Here is a 22946-nt window from a genome sequence, read left to right as displayed (position 1 = left end):
CGAAGACGGCTCTGTCCTCGATTTTCGTCCCCGTGAATGCCGTTGGACGACCGTCCAGATTTTTTTGGGGAAAAAGTTCCTTTTTATTAACGAAGGGCCTAATGTTCGCAATGCGTGGATGACATCCATGTGACACAGCTGACATAGTCGCGGAGCCCGCCCGCCATCACGGCGGCGGAGTTGGAGGAACGATCAAAAGCTAGGCGCAACCGTGACGATGTGCGTTCGCCACGGCGGCGGCCCCACTGGGGCGCCGACCCATTTCACGCACTCTGCGGGACATCGCGCGATTGCCGCTCTCGGTGCATCGCCTTTCCCGAATCACTCGAAAACCTCTGCTGTAGAGGCTTATTCGTTGTGCTCGAAAAACGTTCGAACAGCTGTTGTTTCGCCATATGAGGAGGCTCTGGTGCACGGTGTGGAGTTGGGTGAGTTCGGTGCACGGCCGGATGAGACCGCCCATATCGAGGCGGTGCCGTCGCCTCCCGTACCGTTTCCACTCGCTCCGGCGCAGCTGGGCGTCTGGTATGCCCAACTGATCGATCCCGATGTGCCGATCAATATCGCGCAGTACGTCGACGTGCGGGGCGAGCTGGATGTCGCTGTGTTGCAAGAGGTATCGATCGAGGCGGCTCACGAGTGCCAGTCGATCCTGGTGCGTCTCGGCGAATCCGGTGGGGTGCCCCACCAGTGCGTCGACCCGGAACTCTCGCTCGATATCAAGGTGATCGACCTGCGTGAGCACGCGAATCCGGTTGCCGCCGCACATGAGTGGATGCGGGCCGATATGAGCGCGCCGATCGACATGATCGCCGATCGACTCGCCGAATGCGCGGTGTTGCGGGTCGCCGACCGGCGTTACTTCTGGTATCTGCGGGCCCACCATATTGCCTTCGACGGGTATGGTGCGCTGACCAGCAGCAATCGGGTGGCCGAGCGGTATACGGCACGGATGCTCGGCACCGAGGTCCCCGCCGCGACGCCGGGCCGGCTGGCCGCGCTGGTCGAGGGTGAATTCGCCTACCGCGATAGCTCCCGCTATGAGACCGATCGCGCGCACTGGGCCGAGCGGGTGGCCGGGCTCGACGGCACGACCAGTCTCGATGGGCGCAGCGCTCCACGTGCGGCGACCAATCTGATCGTCGGCCGGGCATTGCCGGACGAACTGGTCGAAAAGATAAATATCCTTGCCGCGAGCCAGGATTCAACCTTCGCGGTGGTGCTGCTCGCGGCGTTCGCCGGTTACCTCGGGCGGCTCACCGATCGCGATGAGGTCGTGCTGAGCCTGCCGGTGACCGCGCGCACGACGGCGGTGATGCGACGTTCGGCGGGCATGCTGTCCAATATCGTGCCGCTGCGACTTGCGGTCGGCGCGGGCGTGACGGCGGCGGTGACCTGGGGTGAGCTGCTGCGGGCGACACGGGTCGAGGTCGCGGGCGCGCTGCGTCATCAGCGTTATCGGCACGAGGACATTCGGCGCGACGGCGAGCACGAGGGCCGTCCCGCGCAGCGCGCGCTGTTCGGGCCGATGGCCAACATCATGCTGTTCGGCAACGATCTGACCCTCGCTGACACCGTCGCCCGCATGCATGTGCTCTCGACCGGGCCGGTGGAGGATCTCAGCCTCAACGTCTATTACGGCGAACGCGACAGTGTGCACGTGGATTTCGAGGCGAATCCGAATCTGTACGGCGCCGACGAACTCGCCCGCCACCACGCGCGCTTCCTGCAATATTTGCAGCGACTGCTCGGTACCGCCACCGGTAGGCCCATGGCCGAGGTGGAGGTGGCGACCGAGCTGGAACTCGAGGTCAGCACCAGGATCTGGAATGCGACCGACTACGACGTAGGCGCGGTACTGCGCCGACACTCCGCCCCGGTCAAGACGCTCGTTTCGATGTTCGAAGCGCAGGTCGCGCGGACACCGGACGCGGTGGCCGTGCGCTGCGCGGACGGGTCCGGCCGCACGCTGCGCTATCGCGAACTATCGGTGCGCGGCAATCGGCTTGCCCGGCAGTTGATCGGTCTGGGGGTCGGTCCCGAGTCTTCGGTCGCGCTGTATCTGCGGCGCTCGCCGGAGCTCGTTGTCGCGATATACGCGGTGCTGGCGGCGGGGGCGGCATATGTTCCGCTCGATCCCGACCATCCGTCCGACCGCACCGCACACATCCTGGCCACCGCCCGACCAGCCTGTGTACTGACTGCCGAACCTACTGGCGCGCTGGATATTTCCGGTGTCGCGGTGCTGTCTATGGATCAACTCGACGAGGGTCTTTCCGGCGGCCCGGTGTGGGATCGGGAACGCACTACCCCGCTGCGTCAGGGGCATCCGGCCTATGTGATCTTCACCTCCGGCTCGACCGGCGTGCCGAAGGGGGTGAGCGTCAGCCATGAGGCGATCGTGAACCGCTTGGTGTGGATGCAGTCGGTGTACTCTCTCGGCTCCGAGGATGTGGTGCTACAGAAGACGCCCGCGACCTTCGACGTCTCGGTGTGGGAATTCTTCTGGCCCTTGCAGATCGGCGCGACGCTGCTGTTGGCGCAGCCGGACGGGCATCGCGACCCGGCCTACCTGCGCGAGATCATCTCCGAATTCGGGGTCACCACCGCCCATTTTGTGCCGTCCATGCTGGAAGCCTTTCTCGCGCAGCAGGAATTCACGAGCCGTAGCTCGTTGCGGATGGTTTTCGCCTCCGGTGAGGCGCTGCCCGCGCCATTGGCACAGCGATTGCGTGTGCTCACCGGTGCGCGGCTGCACAACTTGTATGGACCGACCGAGGCGGCCGTCGACGTCACCTTCCATGAGGTGACCGATGCGGATACCGTCGCGGTGCCGATCGGTGCGCCGGTGTTCAATACCCGGCTCTATGTACTCGATTCGCGGCTGCGGCCGGTACCGGTCGGGGCACCGGGTGAGCTGTATCTGTCGGGGGTACAGCTCGCCCGGGGTTACTTCGCCCGGCCGGCCCTGACCGCCGACCGCTTCATTGCCGACCCCTTCGGCAGCCCCGATGGGCCTTCGACGCCGGGCGACCGGATGTATCGCACCGGGGATCTGGTGCGCTGGAGCACACATGGTGAGCTGGAATACCTGGGCCGCACCGATTTTCAGGTCAAACTCCGTGGTCTGCGTATCGAACTCGGTGAGATCGAGACGGTGCTCGGCACCGTTGATTCGGTAGTCCGTGCGGTGGTGGTGGTACGTGACGACGCCGGGGTCGGCGAGCAACTGGTTGCCTACGCGGTCGAATCCGAGCCGGGCACAGTCGCTGCCCGGGACCTGCGCGCGGCCGCCATCGCGGCGCTGCCCGCGTATATGGTGCCCGCGGCATTCGTGGTGCTCGAGGCGCTGCCGGTCAATGCGTCCGGAAAACTCGATCGGGCCGCACTACCAGCACCTGAGCGGACAACCACCGAATACGCGGCCGCTGTGACGCCGGTGGAAGCGGCGGTCGCGCGGGTGTTCGGTGAGGTACTCGGCCACGAGCGCGTCGGCCGGGGGGACGACTTCTTCGCACTTGGCGGCAACAGTCTGGTGGCCACTGCGGTGGCCGCACGGCTCGGCGCCGATTTGGGCTGCCGGCTCGGGGTTCGCGAGCTGTTCACCGCTACCACGGTGTCCGAGCTCGCCGAACTGATCGAGCGGGCGGGTGGAACCGGCGGCGAGCCCGCGGTCGCGGTGCTGCGGTCGCGTCCGCGGCCGCCGCTGGTTCCACTATCTGCGGCCCAGCAGCGGATCTGGTTCCTCAACCGGTTCTCCAGTGCCGGCGCGGGCTACAACATGCCGTTCGTTGTCAGGTTGCGTGGCGCATTGGATATCGCGGCGTTGCGGGCGGCTCTCGGTGATGTTGTCGTCCGGCACGAAGTGCTGCGGACAATCTTTCCCGGCGTAACGGCCGGCAGCGCCGTGGTGGCCGAAGGTATTGCCGCACAACAGATCGTTCTCGAGGCTGCCGAGGTTTTCGGTGACATCGAAACGATCAACGCGGACGCGCTCGATGCCGAACTGTTCGAGTTCGCCGCTCGCGGTTTCGATCTGGAACGGGAGATTCCGCTTCGGGTCCGGGTTTTCGCCATGGACGACGAAAGTTTCGCGGTTGCACTGGTGCTGCATCATATTGCGGCAGACGGACTTTCATTGCGCGTGCTGGCACGCGACATGATGACGGCCTACCACGCGCGGTGCGCGGGTGAGCTGCCCGGCTGGACGCCGCTGCCGGTGCAGTACGCGGACTACAGCCTGTGGCAGCGCGAACAGCCGCTGACCGGGCAGCTGGAATTCTGGACCGGCGCGCTCATGGGCGCGCCGGATCAGCTGGACCTGCCGTCGGACCGGCCGCGCCCAGCCGTCTCGTCCGGCCACGGTGCGGTCCATCGCTTCGAGCTGACGAACGACCTGTATCAATCGATTACCGATCTCGCTCGTGCCCATGGTGTTTCGAACTTCATGGTGGTGCACGCCGCGCTGGCGGTGCTGCTGGCGCGGGTGTCGGGCAGCAATGACATCGTCATCGGCACGCCGATAGCGGGTCGCGGCGATCGCGCACTAGATGACCTCATCGGCATGTTCGTGAACACGCTGGTGCTGCGGACCTCGGTCGACAACACGGCCACCTTTTCAACGCTGTTGTCGCGGGTGCGCGAGGCGGACCTGGCGGCGTTCGGTCACGCGGAACTGCCGTTCGAACAGCTCGTCGAAGCCATTAATCCGCCGCGCTCGCAGGCACGTCATCCGCTGTTCCAGGTGCTGCTCGCTTTCGACAATGCGGCGGACATCTCAGTCGAGCTCCCGGGATTGTCGGTGACAACCAGTACGCTGGATACCGGAGCGACCAAGTTCGACCTACAGCTCACGATTACCGAAGGCTTCGCCGGTGCCGGACTCGGGGATGGTCCGGCGCCGACGGGGATCCAAGCGGAATTTACTTACGCGACAGACATTTTCGATGAGACCACGATCGCGGTTTACGCGCGGTGGTTGGTCCGATTGCTGGGCGCGATCGCGAGCGACGCGGATGTTCCGGTCGGCGATCTGCCACTGCTGAATGCCGCCGAGGCGCGGCGGGCGATCGAACTGGGGCGCGGGCCGTCCTCGAGCGAGGCCGCCGCGTCCACTGTGCTCGATGGCTTCGAAGCGCAGGTGCGTCGGGCACCGAATGCTGTCGCGTTGGTCGATGGGGATCGCGTATTCACCTATGCCGAACTGTCGGCGCAGGTCAACCGGCTTGCCCGGCTGCTGATCGGTGCCGGTGTCGGTCCTGAATCGCTGGTGGTCCTCGGCATGCGGCGCTCGGCGGAGTTGGTTATCGGCGCTTACGCGGTGCTGACGGCGGGCGGGGCCTATGTCCCGGTCGATCCCGACCAGCCGGAGGCCAGGATCGCTCATGTCGTGGACTCGGCCCGCCCGGCCTGCGTTTTGACACGGTCGGCTGATGGCTGGATCAGCGAAGCTGTTGCGACGGTGGATGTTTCGCGGACGCCAGCTATAGAAATGCGACACGCGGGCCGATCCGGTCGCTGGCTTCGCGATAACGAGCCTGTGTTCGCGGTGGACGCCGTCGATACCGCGAGGTATTCGTCCGCGCCGGTGCGGGATTCGGAGCGGGCGCGTCCGCTGCGGGGTGGGAACACCGCCTATGTCATCTTCACCTCTGGATCTACCGGTCGGCCGAAAGGTGTGGCTGTCCAGCATGACTCGATGGTCAACCAGGTCGAGTGGATTGTCGGCGAGTACGGCATTCGAGACGACGATGTGGTGTTGTTCAAAACGCCCGCAACCTTCGATGTTTCGGTGTGGGAATTGTTCGCGCCGCTCGTCCGGGGCGCCAGGTTGGTTGTTGCCGAGCATGATGGGCACCGCGACAGCGGATACCTCGCGTCGGTGATCGCCGCGCATTCGGTGACCATGACATCGTTTGTGCCGTCGATGCTGACGGTGTTCGCCGATGTCGCGCCCGCGCCCGCGATCGAATCATTGCGGACGATATTTGTCGCGGGTGAGGCGATGACGGGTGAGGCGGCGGCCTCGTTCGCCGCCGTGAGCGCGGCCGAGCTGCACAACCTTTATGGGCCAACGGAATTCACCGTGCATGCCACTCACGCGCCGGTCCAGGCGACCAGCGGTGCCGTAGTGCCGATCGGGCTTCCGGTCCGTGGCGGCCGGGCACTGGTGCTGGACACACGGTTGCGGCCGGTGCCGGAGACCGTGGTTGGTGAGCTGTACCTGTCGGGGGTACAGGTGGCGCGCGGCTACCACGGCCGTGCCGATCTGAGTGCCGAACGTTTCATCGCCGATCCGTACGGGCCGCCCGGCGCACGGATGTACCGGACGGGCGATCTGGTGCGGCGCACTCGTGCCGGAGACCTCGAGTATTTGGGGCGCAGCGACTTTCAGGTCAAACTGCGCGGTCAGCGCATCGAGTTCGGTGAGATCGAGGCGGCGTTGGCCGCCGCGGCGGATGTACGGGCGGCGGCGGTGCGGATATACGCGCATGCCGCCGGCGAACTGCTCGTCGCCTATGTGGTCACCACTATCCCCGAGGCCGAACTGACCTCGGTACTGGAGCAGCGGCTACGCGCCGCGCTGCCGTCCTATATGGTGCCGACCGCCTACGTCGCGCTGGTCGAGATGCCGCTGACCAGTTCCGGCAAGCTGGATCGCAAGGCGTTGCCGGATCCGGTATTGGCCGCCAAGGCATTTCGTGCGCCGACTACCGCCGCCGAACGCGCCGTCGCCGAGTCGTTCGCCCAGGTACTCGGGCTCGACCGCGTCGGGCTCGACGATGACTTCTTCGCACTCGGCGGAAGCTCGCTGGTCGCCACGCAGATCGCGGCGCGAGTCGCGGCGGCGACCGGTACGGACGTGCCGGTGCGGCTGCTGTTCGAACACCCCACGGTGGGCGCCTTCGCGGCACATCTGCCGGCACCGGGCAACACTGCCCGGCCTCTGCTCGTCGCCGGTCCTCGTCCGGAGGTGGTGCCGCTGTCCTACGCGCAGCAGCGGATGTGGTTGCTCAACCAGTTCGACGCCGACTCGGTGGCGAACAATCTCTCCGCCGCGGTCCGACTACGCGGTGTCCTCGACCATGCCGTACTGGCCGATGCGATCGGCGATGTTTTCGCCAGGCACGAGACACTGCGGACCAGCTATCCGGCCATCGACGGCATCGCGCGCCAGCAGGTGCTTCCGCTCGACACGGTGCCCGTTACGCTGATTGCGGAGGCGATCGACGCCACCGGCCTGCCGGATCGGGTCCGTGCCATTGCGGCAATGCCTTTCGCGCTCGACACGGCCGCGCCCGTGCGACTGTCGCTACTGCGGACGAGTACCGAGGAACATGTCCTCGTCGTCTCGATGCATCACATCGCCGCCGACGGCTGGTCTATCGCGCCGCTCACCCGCGACCTCATGGCCGCCTATGCCACCCGATGCGCGGGCCGCGCGCCGATGTGGGCGCCGCTGCCGGTGCAGTATGCCGACTACACGCTGTGGCAGCGGGAAACACTTGGCGCCGAGGATGATCCGCGTTCGCCGATGGCCGAGCAGATCCGGTACTGGTCCGCCGAACTCGCCGGGCTACCCGATGTGCTCGACCTGCCTGCCGATCGGCCGCGCCCCGCGATCGCGTCCGGCCGTGGTGCCCGGCACACGTTCACCATCGATGCCGCCACCCACGCGCGGCTGCGCACGCTCGCGGACCGATCGAATGCGTCGCTGTTCATGGTGATGCACGCGGCGTTCGCGACCATGCTGGCGAAACTCGCGGGGCAGCAGGATATCGCGATCGGCACACCGATCGCGGGACGCGGTGACCAGGCCCTCGACGAGCTGGTCGGCATGTTCGTCAACACCCTCGTGTTGCGTGCCGACGTACGCCCGGACCTGCGCTTCGCGGATTTGCTCGCCGTGGTGCGCGACGGTGACCTGCGGGCTTTCGCGCATGCCGACGTGCCGTTCGAGCGGCTGGTCGAGGTGCTCGACCCGCCGCGATCCGCGGCCAGGCACCCGCTGTTCCAGGTGATGCTCGACTTCCAGAACACCGCGCACGCCGCGTTGGAGTTGGCCGGGCTCGAGGTTTCCGCCATCGATATAGACACGCGGACAGCGAAATTCGACCTCCAACTGACGCTGACCGAAGCGCTGGGCCCGGATGGTGCGCCGGTCGGAATCGCGGCGGTCTTCGAATACGCCACCGACCTGTTCGACGCGCCGAACATCCGCCTGCTGGCTGCCCGGCTGCACCGGGTGCTCGACGCGGTCGTTACCGATCCGTGGGTGCTGGTCGGTGACGTCGAGTTGCTGACCGCCGCGGAGCGTGCCTCGGTCCTGCACGGCTGGAACGCGACCGCGCACGCGGTGGACACCGACGCGACCCTGGTGTCGTTGTTCGAGGTACAGGTGCGCACCACCCCGGACGCTACCGCCGTGTCCTTCGAGGGCGAGTCGTTGTCGTACGCGGAATTCGCCGCGCGGGTGAATCGGCTGGCCCGGCTGCTTGTCTCGATCGGCGTCCGGCCGGGCAGCACCGTCGCGCTGGGGATGGCGCGTTCGGTCGACCTCGTCGTCGCCATGTACGCGGTGCTCACGGCGGGTGCGGCGTATGTGCCGGTGGATCCGGACCATCCGGTCGAGCGGACGGCGAACGTGCTGCGCGTGGCCGGGCCGGTGTGTGTGCTGACCCGCTCGTCCGATGGGCTCGACCTGTCCCCGGAGGCATTGGGACAGACCGGCTCGCGCGCGTGGGCGGTGCTGGATATCGATCTCTTCGATACCACCGACTACTCCGGCGCACCGTTGACCGACGCCGACCGGCTGGGTGCGCTGTTGCCCGGCCACGACGCGTACGTGATCTTCACATCGGGTTCTACCGGACTGCCGAAGGGAGTCGCGGTATCGCATGCGGCGATCGTGAATCGCCTGGTGTGGATGCAGGATGCCCACCGGCTGAGCGAAGCCGATGTGGTGTTGCAGAAGACGCCAGCGACTTTCGATGTGTCGGTGTGGGAGTTCTTCTGGCCCTTGCAGATTGGTGCACGACTGGTGCTGGCGCAGCCGGACGGGCACCGCGATCCGCGCTATCTCGCTCGACTCATCGCCGACGCGGGGGTGACCGTCGCGCACTTCGTGCCGTCCATGCTGGTCGCTTTCGTGGCCGATGAGGCTGCGGCGCACTGTGATTCGCTGCGCCTGGTGTTCTCCTCGGGGGAGGCACTGCCGGTCAAACCCGCACAGCGACTACGTGAACTGACCGGTGCCGATTTGCACAACTTGTACGGGCCGACAGAGGCAGCCGTTGATGTCACCGCCCATGCGGTGGTCGATGCCGACACCGATACGGTGCCGATCGGTGCGCCGGTATTCAACACACAGGTGTATGTGCTGGATGGGCGGCTGCGGCCGGTGCCGCCCGGCGTGCCGGGGGAGCTGTACCTGGCCGGTGCCCAGTTGGCCCGCGGCTATGTGGCTCGCCCGGGATCGACCAGCGATCGGTTTGTGGCGAACCCCTTCGGTGCGGCGGGGACCCGGCTGTACCGGACCGGCGACCTGGTGGCCTGGACCGGCGACGGCGCGCTGAAGTATTTGGGCCGCACGGACTTCCAGGTCAAGCTGCGCGGGCTGCGCATCGAGCTCGGGGAAATCGAATCCGCGCTCGACAGCATGGATGCGGTCGCGCAGTCGGTGGTGGTGCTGCGCGGCGATCAACTGGTTGCGTATGTCGTCGCGGCACCGGCGTCGACCGTTGCGGCGGATGCGGTGAAAGCCGCTCTCGGCCGGCGATTGCCCAGCTATATGGTGCCCTCGGCGACGGTCGTGCTCGACGAGTTCCCACTGAACGCCTCCGGGAAGCTGGATCGAAAGGCATTGCCCGCACCGGTATTCGAAACCACGGCCTTCCGCGCGCCGACCACGGCGGCGCAGCATAGTGTGGCGCGGGTCTTCGCCGAGGTGCTCGGTGTGGATCGGGTCGGACTCGATGACGACTTCTTCGCATTGGGTGGCAATTCACTCAACGCCACCCGGGTGGTGGCCCGGCTCGGTGCCGACTTCGACGCGCGGCTGCCGGTGAAGCTGCTGTTCGAGGCGTCGACGGTCCAGGCGCTCGCGGCGGCCGCCGAGTCCAGGCACGGCGCTGGTCGCCGGGTCGCGTTGACCGCGCGCCCACGTCCGCGACGTATTCCGCTCTCACCCGCCCAGCAGCGCATGTGGTTCCTGAATCGGTTCCTGGCCGGCGCGCATGACGGTCCCGGCGACGCCGTCGACAATATCCCCGTCGCATTGCGCCTGACCGGGGAGTTGGATGTCTCGGCATTGGCCGCCGCCCTCGCGGATGTGGTGGCGCGCCACGAGACGCTTCGGACGGTTTATCCGGACGGGAATGACGGCGCGCAGCAGGTGATTGTGCCTGCGGCGCAGGCTGTTGCGCAGCTACCGGTGCAACGGGTCGCCGGATCCGAACTCGCTCATCGACTCGCCGCACTTGCGGCGGAGACATTCGACCTGACCAGTGAAACTCCGCTACGGGCGGCGCTATTCGCGCTCGACGAGTCAGCCGAGCATGTGCTCCTGCTTGTCCTGCACCATATTTCGGCCGACGGCTTCTCCCTCGGCCCGCTGGCCGACGACCTCATGACCGGCTACGCCGCGCGCCGAACCGGTGCGGTTCCCACCTGGGCGCCGCTGCCGGTGCAGTATGCCGACTACACGCTGTGGCAAGCCGAAACCCTCGGTACCACAGACGATCCGGCATCGTTGGCGCACCACCAGCTCGAATACTGGCGTGCCACTCTCGCCGGACTGCCGGAGCGGATCGAACTGCCCGCCGACCACCCGCGCCCGTCGGTGTCGTCCTATCGCGGCGGCACCCACCGCTTCCGCATCGATTCCGACCTGCACAGCGAACTCAGCGAGCTGGCCCGCAAGCGGGAAGCGACGCTGTTCGCGACGGTGCACGCCGCACTGGCGGTGCTGCTGGCGCGGCTCTCGGGCGGCGAAGACATAGCGATCGGAACCCCGGTCGCAGGTCGCGGTGAGGCCGCCTTGGACCGGCTCGTCGGCATCTTCGTCAACACCCTGGTGTTGCGCACCCATATCGATCCGAGAGCACGCTTCGAGACGGTGCTCGACACCGTGCGTGCCAAGGACATCGAGGCACTCTCGCACGCGGACATCCCGTTCGAGCGGCTGGTGGAACTCCTCGCGCCGACTCGGGCACAGAACCGTCATCCGCTGTTCCAGGTGGCGCTGAGCTTCCAGAACTTCGCGCTGCCACGGCTGGCGGCCGATGGGCTGGTGGTGACGCCGGTCGAGTTCGACGCGGCGGTCGCCAAATTCGACCTACAGTTCACGGTGGTCGAATCGACCGACGCGGACGGCCGTTCGGACGGCATGGACATCGAGATCGGCTATGCCACAGATCTTTTCGATGCCGATACGATCGCGGTGCTGGCTCGGCGATTCACCCAGGTGCTGGCCGCCATTGCCGCGGACGCCACGGTGGTCGTCGGCGATATCCAACTGCTCAGCGCGGAAGAACAGCAGCGAGCACTGTATGAGTGGGCCGGCACCGCACCCTCGATCGCCAGTGCGCCCGCAACCATTGCCGACCGATTCACGCGTGCCGCGGCGATCGACCCAGCGGCCGTCGCGGTCCGGTCCGGCGACCGGTCGTTGAGCTACGGCGAGTTGGAGGAGTGGTCCAACCGGCTCGCGCGCAGGCTGATTGCCGCCGGGGTCGGACCGGAAAGGTTGGTGGCGGTCGCGCTGCCGCGTTCGGTGGAACTGATCGCCGGTCTACTCGCCGTGGTCAAAACCGGTGCCGGATACCTGCCGATCGATCCCAACTATCCGGCCGACCGCATCGAATACGTGCTGGACGACGCCCGACCGGTGTGCGCGATCACCAGTGCGGCAACGGGTTTGGCGCGCGGTTGGTTCGGCGGGCCGGTCATCGATATCGACGCCGTCGATCTGGACATCTTCGACGGTGCGCCGGTGACCGACGCGGATCGACGCGCACCGCTCGATCCCGCGCATGTCGCCTATGTCATCTACACCTCCGGCTCCACCGGGCAGCCGAAGGGCGTCGTCGTCCCGCACCGCAATGTGCTGAGCCTGCTCGACAACACCGACGGTCGCTTCCAATTCGGTCCCTCGGATGTCTGGACACTGTTCCATTCCTACGCATTCGACTTCTCGGTGTGGGAGCTGTGGGGCGCACTGCTCTACGGCGGCACTCTCGTGGTGGTCGACTACTTCACCGCACGCTCGCCGCAGCAATTCTTGGAACTGCTCGCCGCCGAGCGGGTCACGGTGCTCAACCAGACGCCATCGGCGTTCTACCAGCTCATCGCCGCGGATGCGGCCGAGCAGCAGCCACGTGAATTGGCACTGCGCTACGTGATTTTCGGTGGCGAGGCACTCGAGCCGCAACGACTCGGCGGATGGTTCGCCAGGCGCCCGCAGCTGCCGCGGCTGGTGAATATGTACGGCATTACCGAAACCACGGTGCACGTCTCCTACCGCGCCATCGAGGCGGGCAGCGGGTCGGCGAGCGTCATCGGCGGTGCCATACCGGGCCTCGCGGTGCGGGTGCTCGACGCGCGCCTGCGGCCGGTACCGGTGGGTGTACCCGGCGAAATCTACGTTTCCGGTGGTCAGTTGGCGCGCGGCTACCTCGGACGGCCCACGCTCACCGCGAGCCGGTTCGTGGCCGACCCGTATGGCGGCGACGGCGCGCTGGCCTACCGATCCGGCGATCTGGCCCGCTGGAGTGCCGAGGGCGAACTCGAATACCTCGGCCGCGCCGATCAGCAGGTGAACGTGCGTGGCTTCCGCATCGAGCTCGGCGAAATCGAGGCGGCGGTGCTCGCGGAGACAGCGGTATCCGTCAGCGAGGTGGCGGTAATCGTGCGCACCGACCTCGTCGACGAGGCGCGCATCGTCGCCTATGTCGTCGGTGGCGAGCGCTCGGACACCGCGTGGTTGCGCCAAGCGCTCTCGCGCAGGCTGCCGGAACATATGGTGCCCGCCGCCGTCGTGATGGTGGATCGGATTCCATTGACGGTGAACGGAAAGCTCGACCGCGCCGCGCTGCCCGCACCGGCCTTCGAGACCAGCACCTACCGCAAACCAGCGACCATAGCCGAGGAGATCATCGCCTCGGTATTCGCCGACGTGCTCGGACACAACGTCGCCGGTTCCGGCCAGGAAACTACGCACCGGGTCGGCGCCGACGACGATTTCTTCGCACTCGGCGGCAGCTCGCTGCTGGCTGCCAAGGCCGCCGCACGGATCGGCACCTCACTCGGACGGACCGTCGGCGTGCGCGCCCTGTTCGAGGCGCCTCGCGTCGCCGACCTCGCCGCCCTGATCGCGGGGCAGGACGCCGTCGGCGCGCGGCCCGTGCTGGTGGCAGGTACGCGCCCCGAGCGGATTCCGCTCTCGCCCGCCCAGCAGCGAATGTGGTTCCTCAACCGCTTCGAGGGCACCTCCACCGCCTACAACATCCCGGTGGCGCTGCGGTTGACCGGAGACCTCGATATCGCGGCATTGCGAGCCGCGCTCGGCGATGTCATCGGCAGGCACGAGTCATTGCGGACCAGCTACCCGGAAATCGACGGCGAAGCCACGCAGCTGGTAATGCCGGTGGCGCGGGCGGTCGCGTCGCTGTATCCGATCCAGGTATCCGCCGCTGGGCTCGCGGAGCGGATAGGGGAGCTGGTCGCCACCACGTTCGATGTAACCGTCGATGTGCCGATTCGGCTGCGGCTGTTCGTGATTCAGGATGCCGGCGGCGCGACGGTTCCCGGCGAATCCGGTAGCGACACCCCAGGCGGCGACTCCGCGCACCCCGGCGACTCCGAATTCGTTCTCGCGGCGGTCTTGCATCACATTGCCGCCGACGGATCGTCGGTGGCGCCATTCGTGCGCGACCTGATGACGGCCTACACCGCGCGCCGCGAAGGCGCCGCACCCGGTTGGTCGCCACTCGCCGTGCAATACGCGGATTACGCACTGTGGCAACGCGAACTGCTCGGCGCCGAGTCCGACCCCGCATCGCTGTCGGCACGCCAGCTCGCCTTCTGGACCGAGACGCTGACCGGACTGCCCGACCAGCTGAACTTGCCCACCGACCACCCCCGTCCGGCGCGCCAAAGCCTGCGTGGCGCCAAGGTCGCCGTCTCGGTCGACAAGGCGCTGCACTCCGACCTCATCGCACTCGGCAGGCGCAGCGGCGCAACGCTGTTCATGGTGGTGCACGCCGCCTTCGCGACACTGCTCGCGCGATTGTCCGGCACTTCGGATATCGCGGTCGGTACGCCGATCGCGGGCCGGGGCGAGGCCGAACTCGACGACGTCATCGGCATGTTCGTCAATACTCTCGCGCTGCGCACCCATATCGATAGCGCGGAGCCGTTCGAAACACTGGTCGGCCGGGCCCGCGCGGCGGATATCGCCGCGTTCTCGCACGCGGACATGCCGTTCGAACGGTTGGTGGAGGTGTTGAACCCGCGGCGGTCGACGGCCCGTCATCCGCTGTTCCAGGTCGGCTATTCCTTCCAGAACCACGAGCGCGGCAGCCTGCGGTTGCCGGGACTCGAGGTGCGTGCGCTTGAATTAGAGACCGACGTCGCGCAATTCGACCTACATCTGTTCGCTGTGGACAACTACAGCGTCGATGGCGCACCCGAAGGTATCGAGCTGTCGCTGGGCTACGCGACCGACCTGTTCGAGACGGGCAGTGCCGAGCGGTTCGCGGCGGCGCTACTGCGTGTTCTGGAATCGGTTGCCGCCGCGCCGAATACCGCCGTCGGTGACCTGGATCTGCTCGGTCCGGACGCCCGATTGTTCGACGAGTGGAACCGCACCGCGCACCCGGTCGAGCCGATGACGCTCGCGGATCTGTTCGATGCGCAGGTCGCGGCGACACCGCACGCCGTCGCGCTCATCGACGCGACCTCGACCGACGAAACCGCGATCACTTATTCGGAATTCGACGCCTCGGTCAATCGGCTCGCCCGCAAATTGATCGACGAAGGGGTCGGGCCGGAGTCCACCGTCGTGCTCGCCATGCGACGCTCGGTGGCGCTGCTCACCGCGATGTACGCGGTGGTGCGCGCGGGCGGCGCGTACGTGCCGATCGATCCCGATCATCCTGCCGACCGGATCGGCCACATCATCGCGACAGCCGCGCCGACCTGCGTACTGACGACCTCGGTTGATGGCGTTCGGATCGAAACCGGCTCGGCCGCACTGGAAATCGACCGTCTCCAGCTCGAGGAGTTCTCGGCGCTACCGATCCGCGACACCGAACGGGTTCGACCGCTACGCCCGGCTCACCCGGCGTACGTGATCTTCACCTCTGGCTCGACCGGTCTACCCAAGGGCGTTACCGTGACGCACTCGGCCATCGTCAACCAATTGGCTTGGCTGCGTGACACTTTCGCGCTCGGGGCGCGCGACAGCGTGCTGCTCAAAACCCCGGCCACCTTCGATCTGTCGGTGTGGGAGTTCTGGTCGCCGCTGGTGACGGGCGGTCGGCTGGTGGTGACCGCGCCGGGCACCGAACGCGACCCCGACCGGTTGGTCGCGCTGATCGGACGCCACGACGTCACCGTGCTGCACGCGGTGCCTTCGCTGATCGATATGCTGCTCGCCGTCGCGCCGGATGCGCCGTTGCCGGTGTCGCTGCGACGGGTGCTGGCCATCGGCGAGGCCCTGTCGCCCGCGACCGCCATCGAGTTCCGGCGTCGCTGCGCTGGCACCAGGCTGTTCAACCTGTACGGTCCCACCGAGGCGGCGGTATCGATCACCGCCTTCGAGGTGCGCGAAGATCCGGCACACGTGGTGCCGATCGGTGGCCCGGCCTGGAACAGCCGGGTGCATGTCCTCGATACCCGGCTGCGGCCGGTGCCTATCGGCGTGGCGGGCGAATTGTATTTGGCCGGTGCGCAATTGGCGCGCGGTTACCAGCGTGGGCCGGCGTTGACCTCGGACAGGTTCGTCGCCGATCCGTTCACGACGGGTGCGGCCATGTACCGGACCGGTGACATCGTTCGCAGGCGACCCGACGGCACGCTGGAATATCTCGAACGGTCGGATTTCCAGGTCAAGATCGGTGGCTTCCGTATCGAACTCGGCGAGGTGGAGACCGCGCTGCGGCGACTACCGCAGGTCCGTGCGGCCGTCACGGTTGCTCGCGACGACGACCGTGCCGGTGTCCGACTCATCGCCTATGTCGCTGTACCGGAAGCAGATTCGATCAAATCCGAGGGTCTGGCTCGTGAGCTGCGGACGGCTGTGGCGGCCGAACTACCCGCGTATATGGTGCCCGCCGCGATTGTCGTACTGGCCGCGCTGCCGCTCAATGCCAATGGCAAGCTCGACCGCGCGGCGCTGCCCGAGCCAGTATTCGCCGAGGCCACCTTCCGGGCACCGGGCACCGACCTGCAACGGCTGGTCGCGGACACCTTCGCCGCCGTGACCGGTGCCGCGACAGTGGGTCTGGACGACCACTTCTTCGCCCTCGGGGGCAACTCGCTGATGGCGACGCGGCTGGCCGCCCGACTCGGTGCCGCGCTCGGCGTCCGGGTCCCCGTCGCCGCCGTTTTCGAGGCCCCGACGGTGGTGGCGCTCGCGGCACATCTAGCCGAGCTGGACGGCACCGACGCCCGACCCGCGCTCGTGCCCCGTTCGGGTGCCGCCCCGGTACCGCTGTCGCTGGCACAGCAGCGAATGTGGGTGGTCAATAGATTGGCGCCGCAATCCTCGGCATACAACGTTCCCGCTGCCTTGCGGATCACCGGTGACCTCGATATACCCGCACTCACGGCCGCCGTCGGTGATGTGCTCGATAGACACGAGGCGCTGCGCACCAGGTATCCGGACACCGAGCACGGCCCGGTTCAGGAGGTTCTGGACGCCATCCACGTGGACGTGGACTTGACCCCGATTCGGCTGCCACGCAGCGGGTTCGAAGCTCGAGTCGCACAGTTCGTCGCTACCGGTTTCGATATCACGATCGCGCCACCGGTGCGGATCGCCTTGTTCGAGACGGCGCACACCGACACCTTGCCGATCGGCCGGGACGACACAGCCGAGTACCTTCTCGTCGTGGTCGCGCACCACATCGGCGCCGACGGCTATTCGGTCGCCCCCATGACCCGCGACCTGGTGCGCGCGTATACCGTTCGCGCGGCAGGTCAGGCGCCTGATTGGGCGCCGCTGGCCATCCAGTATTCCGACTACAGCCAGTGGCAGCGCGAGGTGCTCGGGTCCGAGCGCGATGCCGCGAGTCTGCTGTCACATCAACTCGCGTACTGGCGAACCGAATTGGCCGGGCTGCCCGAAGTGCTCACACTGGGCACCGATCGTCCCCGACCAGCACGACGGGAAATGCTGGGAGCGGCAGTCGATTTCGCTGTCGACGCCGCGACGACCGGTCGCATGGCGAAGATCGCCGCCGAGCACGGCACCACCTTGTTCACGGTGATCCACAGTGCGTTCGCGGTACTGCTCGCGAAGCTGTCGGGCACCGGCGATATCGCCATCGGCGCGCCGGTCGCGGGTCGCGGTGAACGCGAACTCGACGACCTGGTCGGCATGTTCGTCAATACGGTCGTGCTGCGCACCGAGATCGATCAGCGCGGCAGTTTCGCCGATCTGCTCCGGCAGGCGCGCGATCGGGATGTGGCGGCACTGTCACATGCCGACGTGCCGTTCGAGCGAGTGGTGGACGCGCTCGGCCGGGCGCGGACCGGTTCCTACAGTCCGCTGTTCCAGGTGATGTTCACCTTCCAGAACATGCCGGGCGGGAGCGTCGAGCTGCCCGGGTTGCGTGTCGAGGCGCTGGATCTCGAGGTGGCCGAGGCAATGTTCGATCTGCATCTCACCGCCGTCGAACGGTTCGGCTCGGCGGGAGAATCGTCCGGGCTCGCCATGCGATTCGGTTACGCGACAGACGTTTTCGACGCGGGCACCGTGCGGCTGCTCGCCGACCGACTACTGCGGGTGCTGTCGATCATCGTCGCGCAACCGTCGGTGGCGATTCGGGCCATCGATATCCGTACGGCTGATGAACAACGGCGTCCCATACCGACGACGGCCGAACTACCTAAGCTCATCGCCGCCGCCGCCGAACTCGCGCCCGCGACGGTTGCCTTCGAACACGGCGGGCAGACGGTCACCTACGAACAGCTCGCCGACAAACTCGCGACTACCGCCAAGGCAATGGGCGCCGCTGTGCAGCCGGACGCCCTGGTGAACGTCGCACTCGCGGGGCTGGTGCCCGGTGTCTTGGCCGCCCTCGGCGGCAATGGTCTCGCCGCCGCCCTGCGCGCATTGCGCACCCAAGCACAGGCCATCGTCGCCAACTCGGAAGGAAACAGCTGATGTCGCACGCGGAATCGGTCACATCCAGCGGATTCGGCGATAATGTCGCCGCGCTGCCTCATTCGGCATTGCGCCGGGCATATGGAATCGACGACCTGCCTGGGTTGATCGCGACGGTCGCCGAGCTGGAATCGGATCGAGTCGCGCTCCGGCACGGTGACAGCACGCTCACCTACGCAACGCTGGCCACCGAGATCGCCGCGCTCGACGAGGCCATGGGTGGCGCGCTCGGCCCGGACGCGCTGGTGCCGGTGGTGGTGTCGGGGCAGCTGCCCGCGCTGCTGGATTCGTCCGACGGCGCGCTCGGGGAAGCCCTCGAACAGTTGCTCGACGATGCGCTCGAGGCCGCCGCCGGTGTGCTCGGCACGGATTTCGCGCCGACCGAGACCCTGATCAGCGAGTTCGAGGCGCAGGTGCGGCGCACACCCGACGCGGTGGCGCTGGAGTTCGCGGGCACGAGCCTGACCTACGGCCAATTCGATGACCGGGTCAACGCACTGGCCCACCATTTGGTCGGTCTCGGCGTGGGCCCGGATGCGCTGGTCGGCCTCGCTGTTCGACGGTCGGTCGAACTGCTCGTCGGTATGTACGCGATCCTGAAGGCCGGTGGTGCCTACCTTCCGATCGATCCGGACCATCCGGCCGAGCGCATCGCCTACGTGCTCGAGGTCGCCGCGCCGGTACTGGTGCTCACCACGACCGGCGACCAGCCGCGACTGGCCGACGATGTGGCAGTGCTGCGGATAGATCGGTTCGACCGCACCGCGCCGGAATCGTTCGACTGGCCGTGCCCCCTCGGCGACAACACCGCCTATGTCATCTTCACCTCGGGTTCGACCGGCCGCCCCAAGGGCGTCGCCGTTTCGCACCGATCGATAGTCTCGAACCTGCGCTGGAGACAGCGCCTGCACCGGCTGCGGGCGAACGATGTGGTGTTGCAGAAGACACCGTTCACCTTCGATGTGTCGGTGTGGGAGTTCTTCTGGCCGCTACAGGTGGGCGCCCGGCTCGTGATCGCGTTGCCCGAGGGCCACCGCGATCCCGCCTACCTGATTCGCGCCATTGCCGAAAGCCGGGTCACCGTCGCGCATTTCGTGCCGTCGATGCTCGCGGTGTTCGTCGCCGAGATCGATCGAGCGGACACCGCGGCCGTGGACACGCTGCGGCTGGTGATCGCCTCCGGTGAGGCACTCCCGGCCGCGACGGCGGCGGACTTCCGCGAGATCAGTGGCGCCTGCCTGTACAACACTTACGGCCCGACCGAGGCCGCGGTCGATATCACCTCGCATGAGGTGACCGCGGCGGACGTGGCATCCGTGCCGATCGGCGCGCCCGCGGACGATTCCGAACTGCTTGTGCTGGACGAGAACCTGCGGCCGGTGCCGAGCGGGGTGGTCGGCGAACTGTATCTATCGGGTGTGCAGCTGGCGCGTGGCTATGTGGCGCGGCCCGCGCTCACCGCCGACCGGTTCGTCGCCAATCCGGAGGGGCCATCCGGCGACCGGATGTACCGCACCGGCGATCTGGCCCGCTGGCTGCCCGGCGTCGACGGCGGCCGGGCGGAGTTGGAATACCTGGGCCGCACCGACTTTCAGGTGAAGCTGCGCGGGCTGCGCATCGAGTTGGGCGAGGTCGAAGCGGCCCTGCTGCGTAACGCGCAGGTGGCGCAGGCCGTGGTGGTGTTGCGTCAGCACGCAGGTGGCGACCATCTGGTCGGCTACGTGGTCGCGAACGCCGGTACGGCGGTCGATTCCGGTGCGCTGCTGGAATCCGCTCGAGCGCACCTACCGGAGTACATGGTGCCCTCGCTGGTCATGGTGCTCGCCGATATGCCGGTGAATGCCAATGGCAAACTCGACCGCCGCGCGCTGCCGGAGCCGGTATTCGGTCCCGGCGCTGTCGAATACCGTGAACCCACGACCGATTCCGAACGCGTCGTCGCCGCGATCTTCGTTGAGTTGCTCGAGCTGGACCGGGTCGGCGCCGACGATGATTTCTTTACCCTCGGCGGCAATTCGCTCTTGGCGACCAGGGCCATCGCCAGGGTCGGGGCGGCGCTGTCGATCACCGTCGATGTCCGTGACTTCTTCGACCGGCCGACGGTGGCCGCGCTTGCGGCACTGTCCGCGACCACGGCACCGGTTGCGCGCCCGCCGCTGGTGGCCGGGCCACGGCCGGAACATATTCCGCTGTCACCGGCGCAGCGGCGGATGTGGTTCCTCAACCGATTCGGCACCGACGCGGAGGCGGCCTACGTCTTCGATACCGCTGCGGTGGACAACATTCCGGTCGCCCTGCGGCTGCGCGGCGCGTTGGATATCACGGCGCTGTCGGAGGCGATGGCCGATGTTGTCGCGCGGCACGCAATCCTGCGCACCGTCTACCCGCAGATCGCGACCGGTCCGGTGCAGCAGGTGAATCCGATCCCCGCAACGGTGGAGCTGTCGCCCGCTGATGTGCCGGAGGCGGACCTGGTCGGCGCCGTGCTGGCGGTCGCCGGGCAGGGATTCGATGTCGCGCAGGAGGTTCCAGTCCGGGTACGGCTGCTGCGCTGCGGGCAGCGGGATCACACGCTGGTACTGGTCGTGCATCACATTGCCGCCGATGGCGTTTCGATGGGCCCGCTGATGCGTGACTTGATCACCGCCTACGGTGCGCGCAGCCGGGGACAGCGCCCGGACTGGGCGCCGCTGGCGGTGCAGTACGCGGATTACGCGCTGTGGCAACAGCGGGTGCTCGGCGAGGAGGACGATCCCGGCTCGGTGGCCGGTCGTCAGCTCGCCTTCTGGAGTGCCGAACTCGCCGATCTGCCCGCACAATTGGATCTGCCCGCCGATCGTCCACGCCCGGCCGCCGCCTCCTATCGCGGCGCCACCCACGACTTCGCCATCGACGCCGAATTGCGGGCCGCCATCGATCGCATTGCCGCCGAATGCAGGGCCACGCCGTTCATGGTGCTGCACGCCGTCCTGGCGGCCCTGCTGGCCCGGCTCTGCGGCACCTCGGATATTTCCATCGGCACCCCGGTCGCCGGGCGCGGCGATCGCGCGCTCGACGACCTGGTCGGCATGTTCGTCAACACCCTGGTACTGCGCACCGAGGTACGCGGCGCGGACTCCTTCGCCGATCTCCTCGCGCACGCCCGCGACCGTGACCTGCGCGCCTTCGCGCACAGCGACATCCCCTTCGAACGCCTCGTCGAGGTGGTCAACCCGGCTCGCTCCCAGGCCAGGCATCCGCTGTTCCAGGTCGCGCTGTTCATGCAGAACATGGGCCAGGTCGCGCTGAGTATGCCCGGTCTCGACGCCGAGTTCGTCGACTTCGATCCCGGCTTCGCGAAATTCGATCTGCAGCTGACGATTTCCGACAGCGGCTCGGCGGACAACGGCTATCGCGCCGAATTCACCTACGCCACCGATTTGTTCGACGCGGCCACCGTGCGCGAGTTCGGTGTGAAGTTTCTCCGGTTGCTGCGCGCGATCGCCGTCACCCCGAATGCCGTGGTCGGCGATATCGAGCTCCTGGACGCGGGCGAACTCGACTATGTCACGGCCAGCTGGAATGCCAGCGGGCACAAGGTGGCCGACCGCTTCCTGCACGAGGGTTTCGACAATCAGGTGCGGCGCACCCCGAATGCCATTGCGCTGGTCGCCGATTCCGGCGAGTCGAGCGACACCTTCCAGCTGACTTACACCGAGCTTTCCGATCGGGCCAACCGCCTGGCCAGGATGCTCATTGCCACCGGTGTCGGCCCGGAATCCCTGGTGGTGCTCGCGATGCCGCGCTCGATCGAACTTGTCGTCGCCATGTACGCGGTGCTTCGGGCCGGCGGCGCCTACGTCCCGGTCGATCCCGGCCATCCCGCCGAACGCGTCCGGCATATTCTCGATTCGGCCTGCCCGCACACGGTCCTCACCACCGCCGACACCGGATTCGCGCTACCGCCGACTGTCCCGGCCGCAGTGCGCCTGCATCAACTCGACAAGCTCGATCTGTCGGAATATTCGGCCGCCGGGGTCGGTGACCGTGAACGCCTCGCCACGCTTCGACCCGAACATCCCGCCTACGTGATCTTCACTTCCGGGTCGACCGGCAAGCCGAAGGGCGTCGCGATCGAGCATCGCGCCATCGCGAACCAACTGGCCTGGATGCACGACGAGTACCGCACCCGCCGCGGTGATGTGTACCTGCAGAAGACCGCGACCACCTTCGACGTATCGCTATGGGGCTATTTCCTGCCGCTTCGTTCCGGGGCCGCAGTGGTGCTCGCCGCACCGGACGGGCACCGCGACCCGCGCTATATCGCGGAAACCATTGCCCGCCACGGTGTCACGCTGACCGACTTCGTACCGTCCATGCTCGCGGTATTCGCCGCGCACGCCGAGCCAGGTGAACTCGATTCGTTGCGCGATGTTTTCGTCATCGGTGAGGCGCTGGCACCCGAGACCATCGCCGCCTTCGACTCGGTCAGCGACGCCGCGCTGCACAACCTGTACGGGCCTACCGAGGCAGCCGTTTCGATCACCTACCGCGAGGTGACCATCGCCGACACCGC

The 22946-nt window shown here is 67.1% G+C and carries 2 protein-coding genes (1 of these 2 running past the window's edge); both read left to right on the top strand.

Features of this window, described 5'->3' with window-relative positions:
* Positions 1–409 precede the first annotated feature (409 nt).
* Positions 410–18391 carry a non-ribosomal peptide synthase/polyketide synthase gene (locus LKE06_RS03390; protein ID WP_227997140.1) on the top strand — a complete coding sequence of 5994 codons (17982 nt, stop codon included), beginning with the start codon at positions 410–412 and terminating at the stop codon, positions 18389–18391.
* A protein-coding gene (locus LKE06_RS03385) for a non-ribosomal peptide synthetase (protein ID WP_227997138.1) crosses the window boundary here: on the top strand, positions 18391–22946 show its 5' portion. Its footprint extends 20842 nt past the window's final position; 4556 of the gene's 25398 nt are visible here — the first part of the coding sequence; the start codon lies at positions 18391–18393; its stop codon lies beyond the right edge, outside the window. Before LKE06_RS03390 ends, LKE06_RS03385 begins: the two co-directional genes overlap by 1 nt.

The organism is Nocardia australiensis (assembly GCF_020733705.1).
In the GTDB taxonomy this organism is placed as follows: Bacteria; Actinomycetota; Actinomycetes; order Mycobacteriales; family Mycobacteriaceae; genus Nocardia; species Nocardia australiensis.
This window is presented reverse-complemented; position numbering and strand designations above follow the sequence as displayed.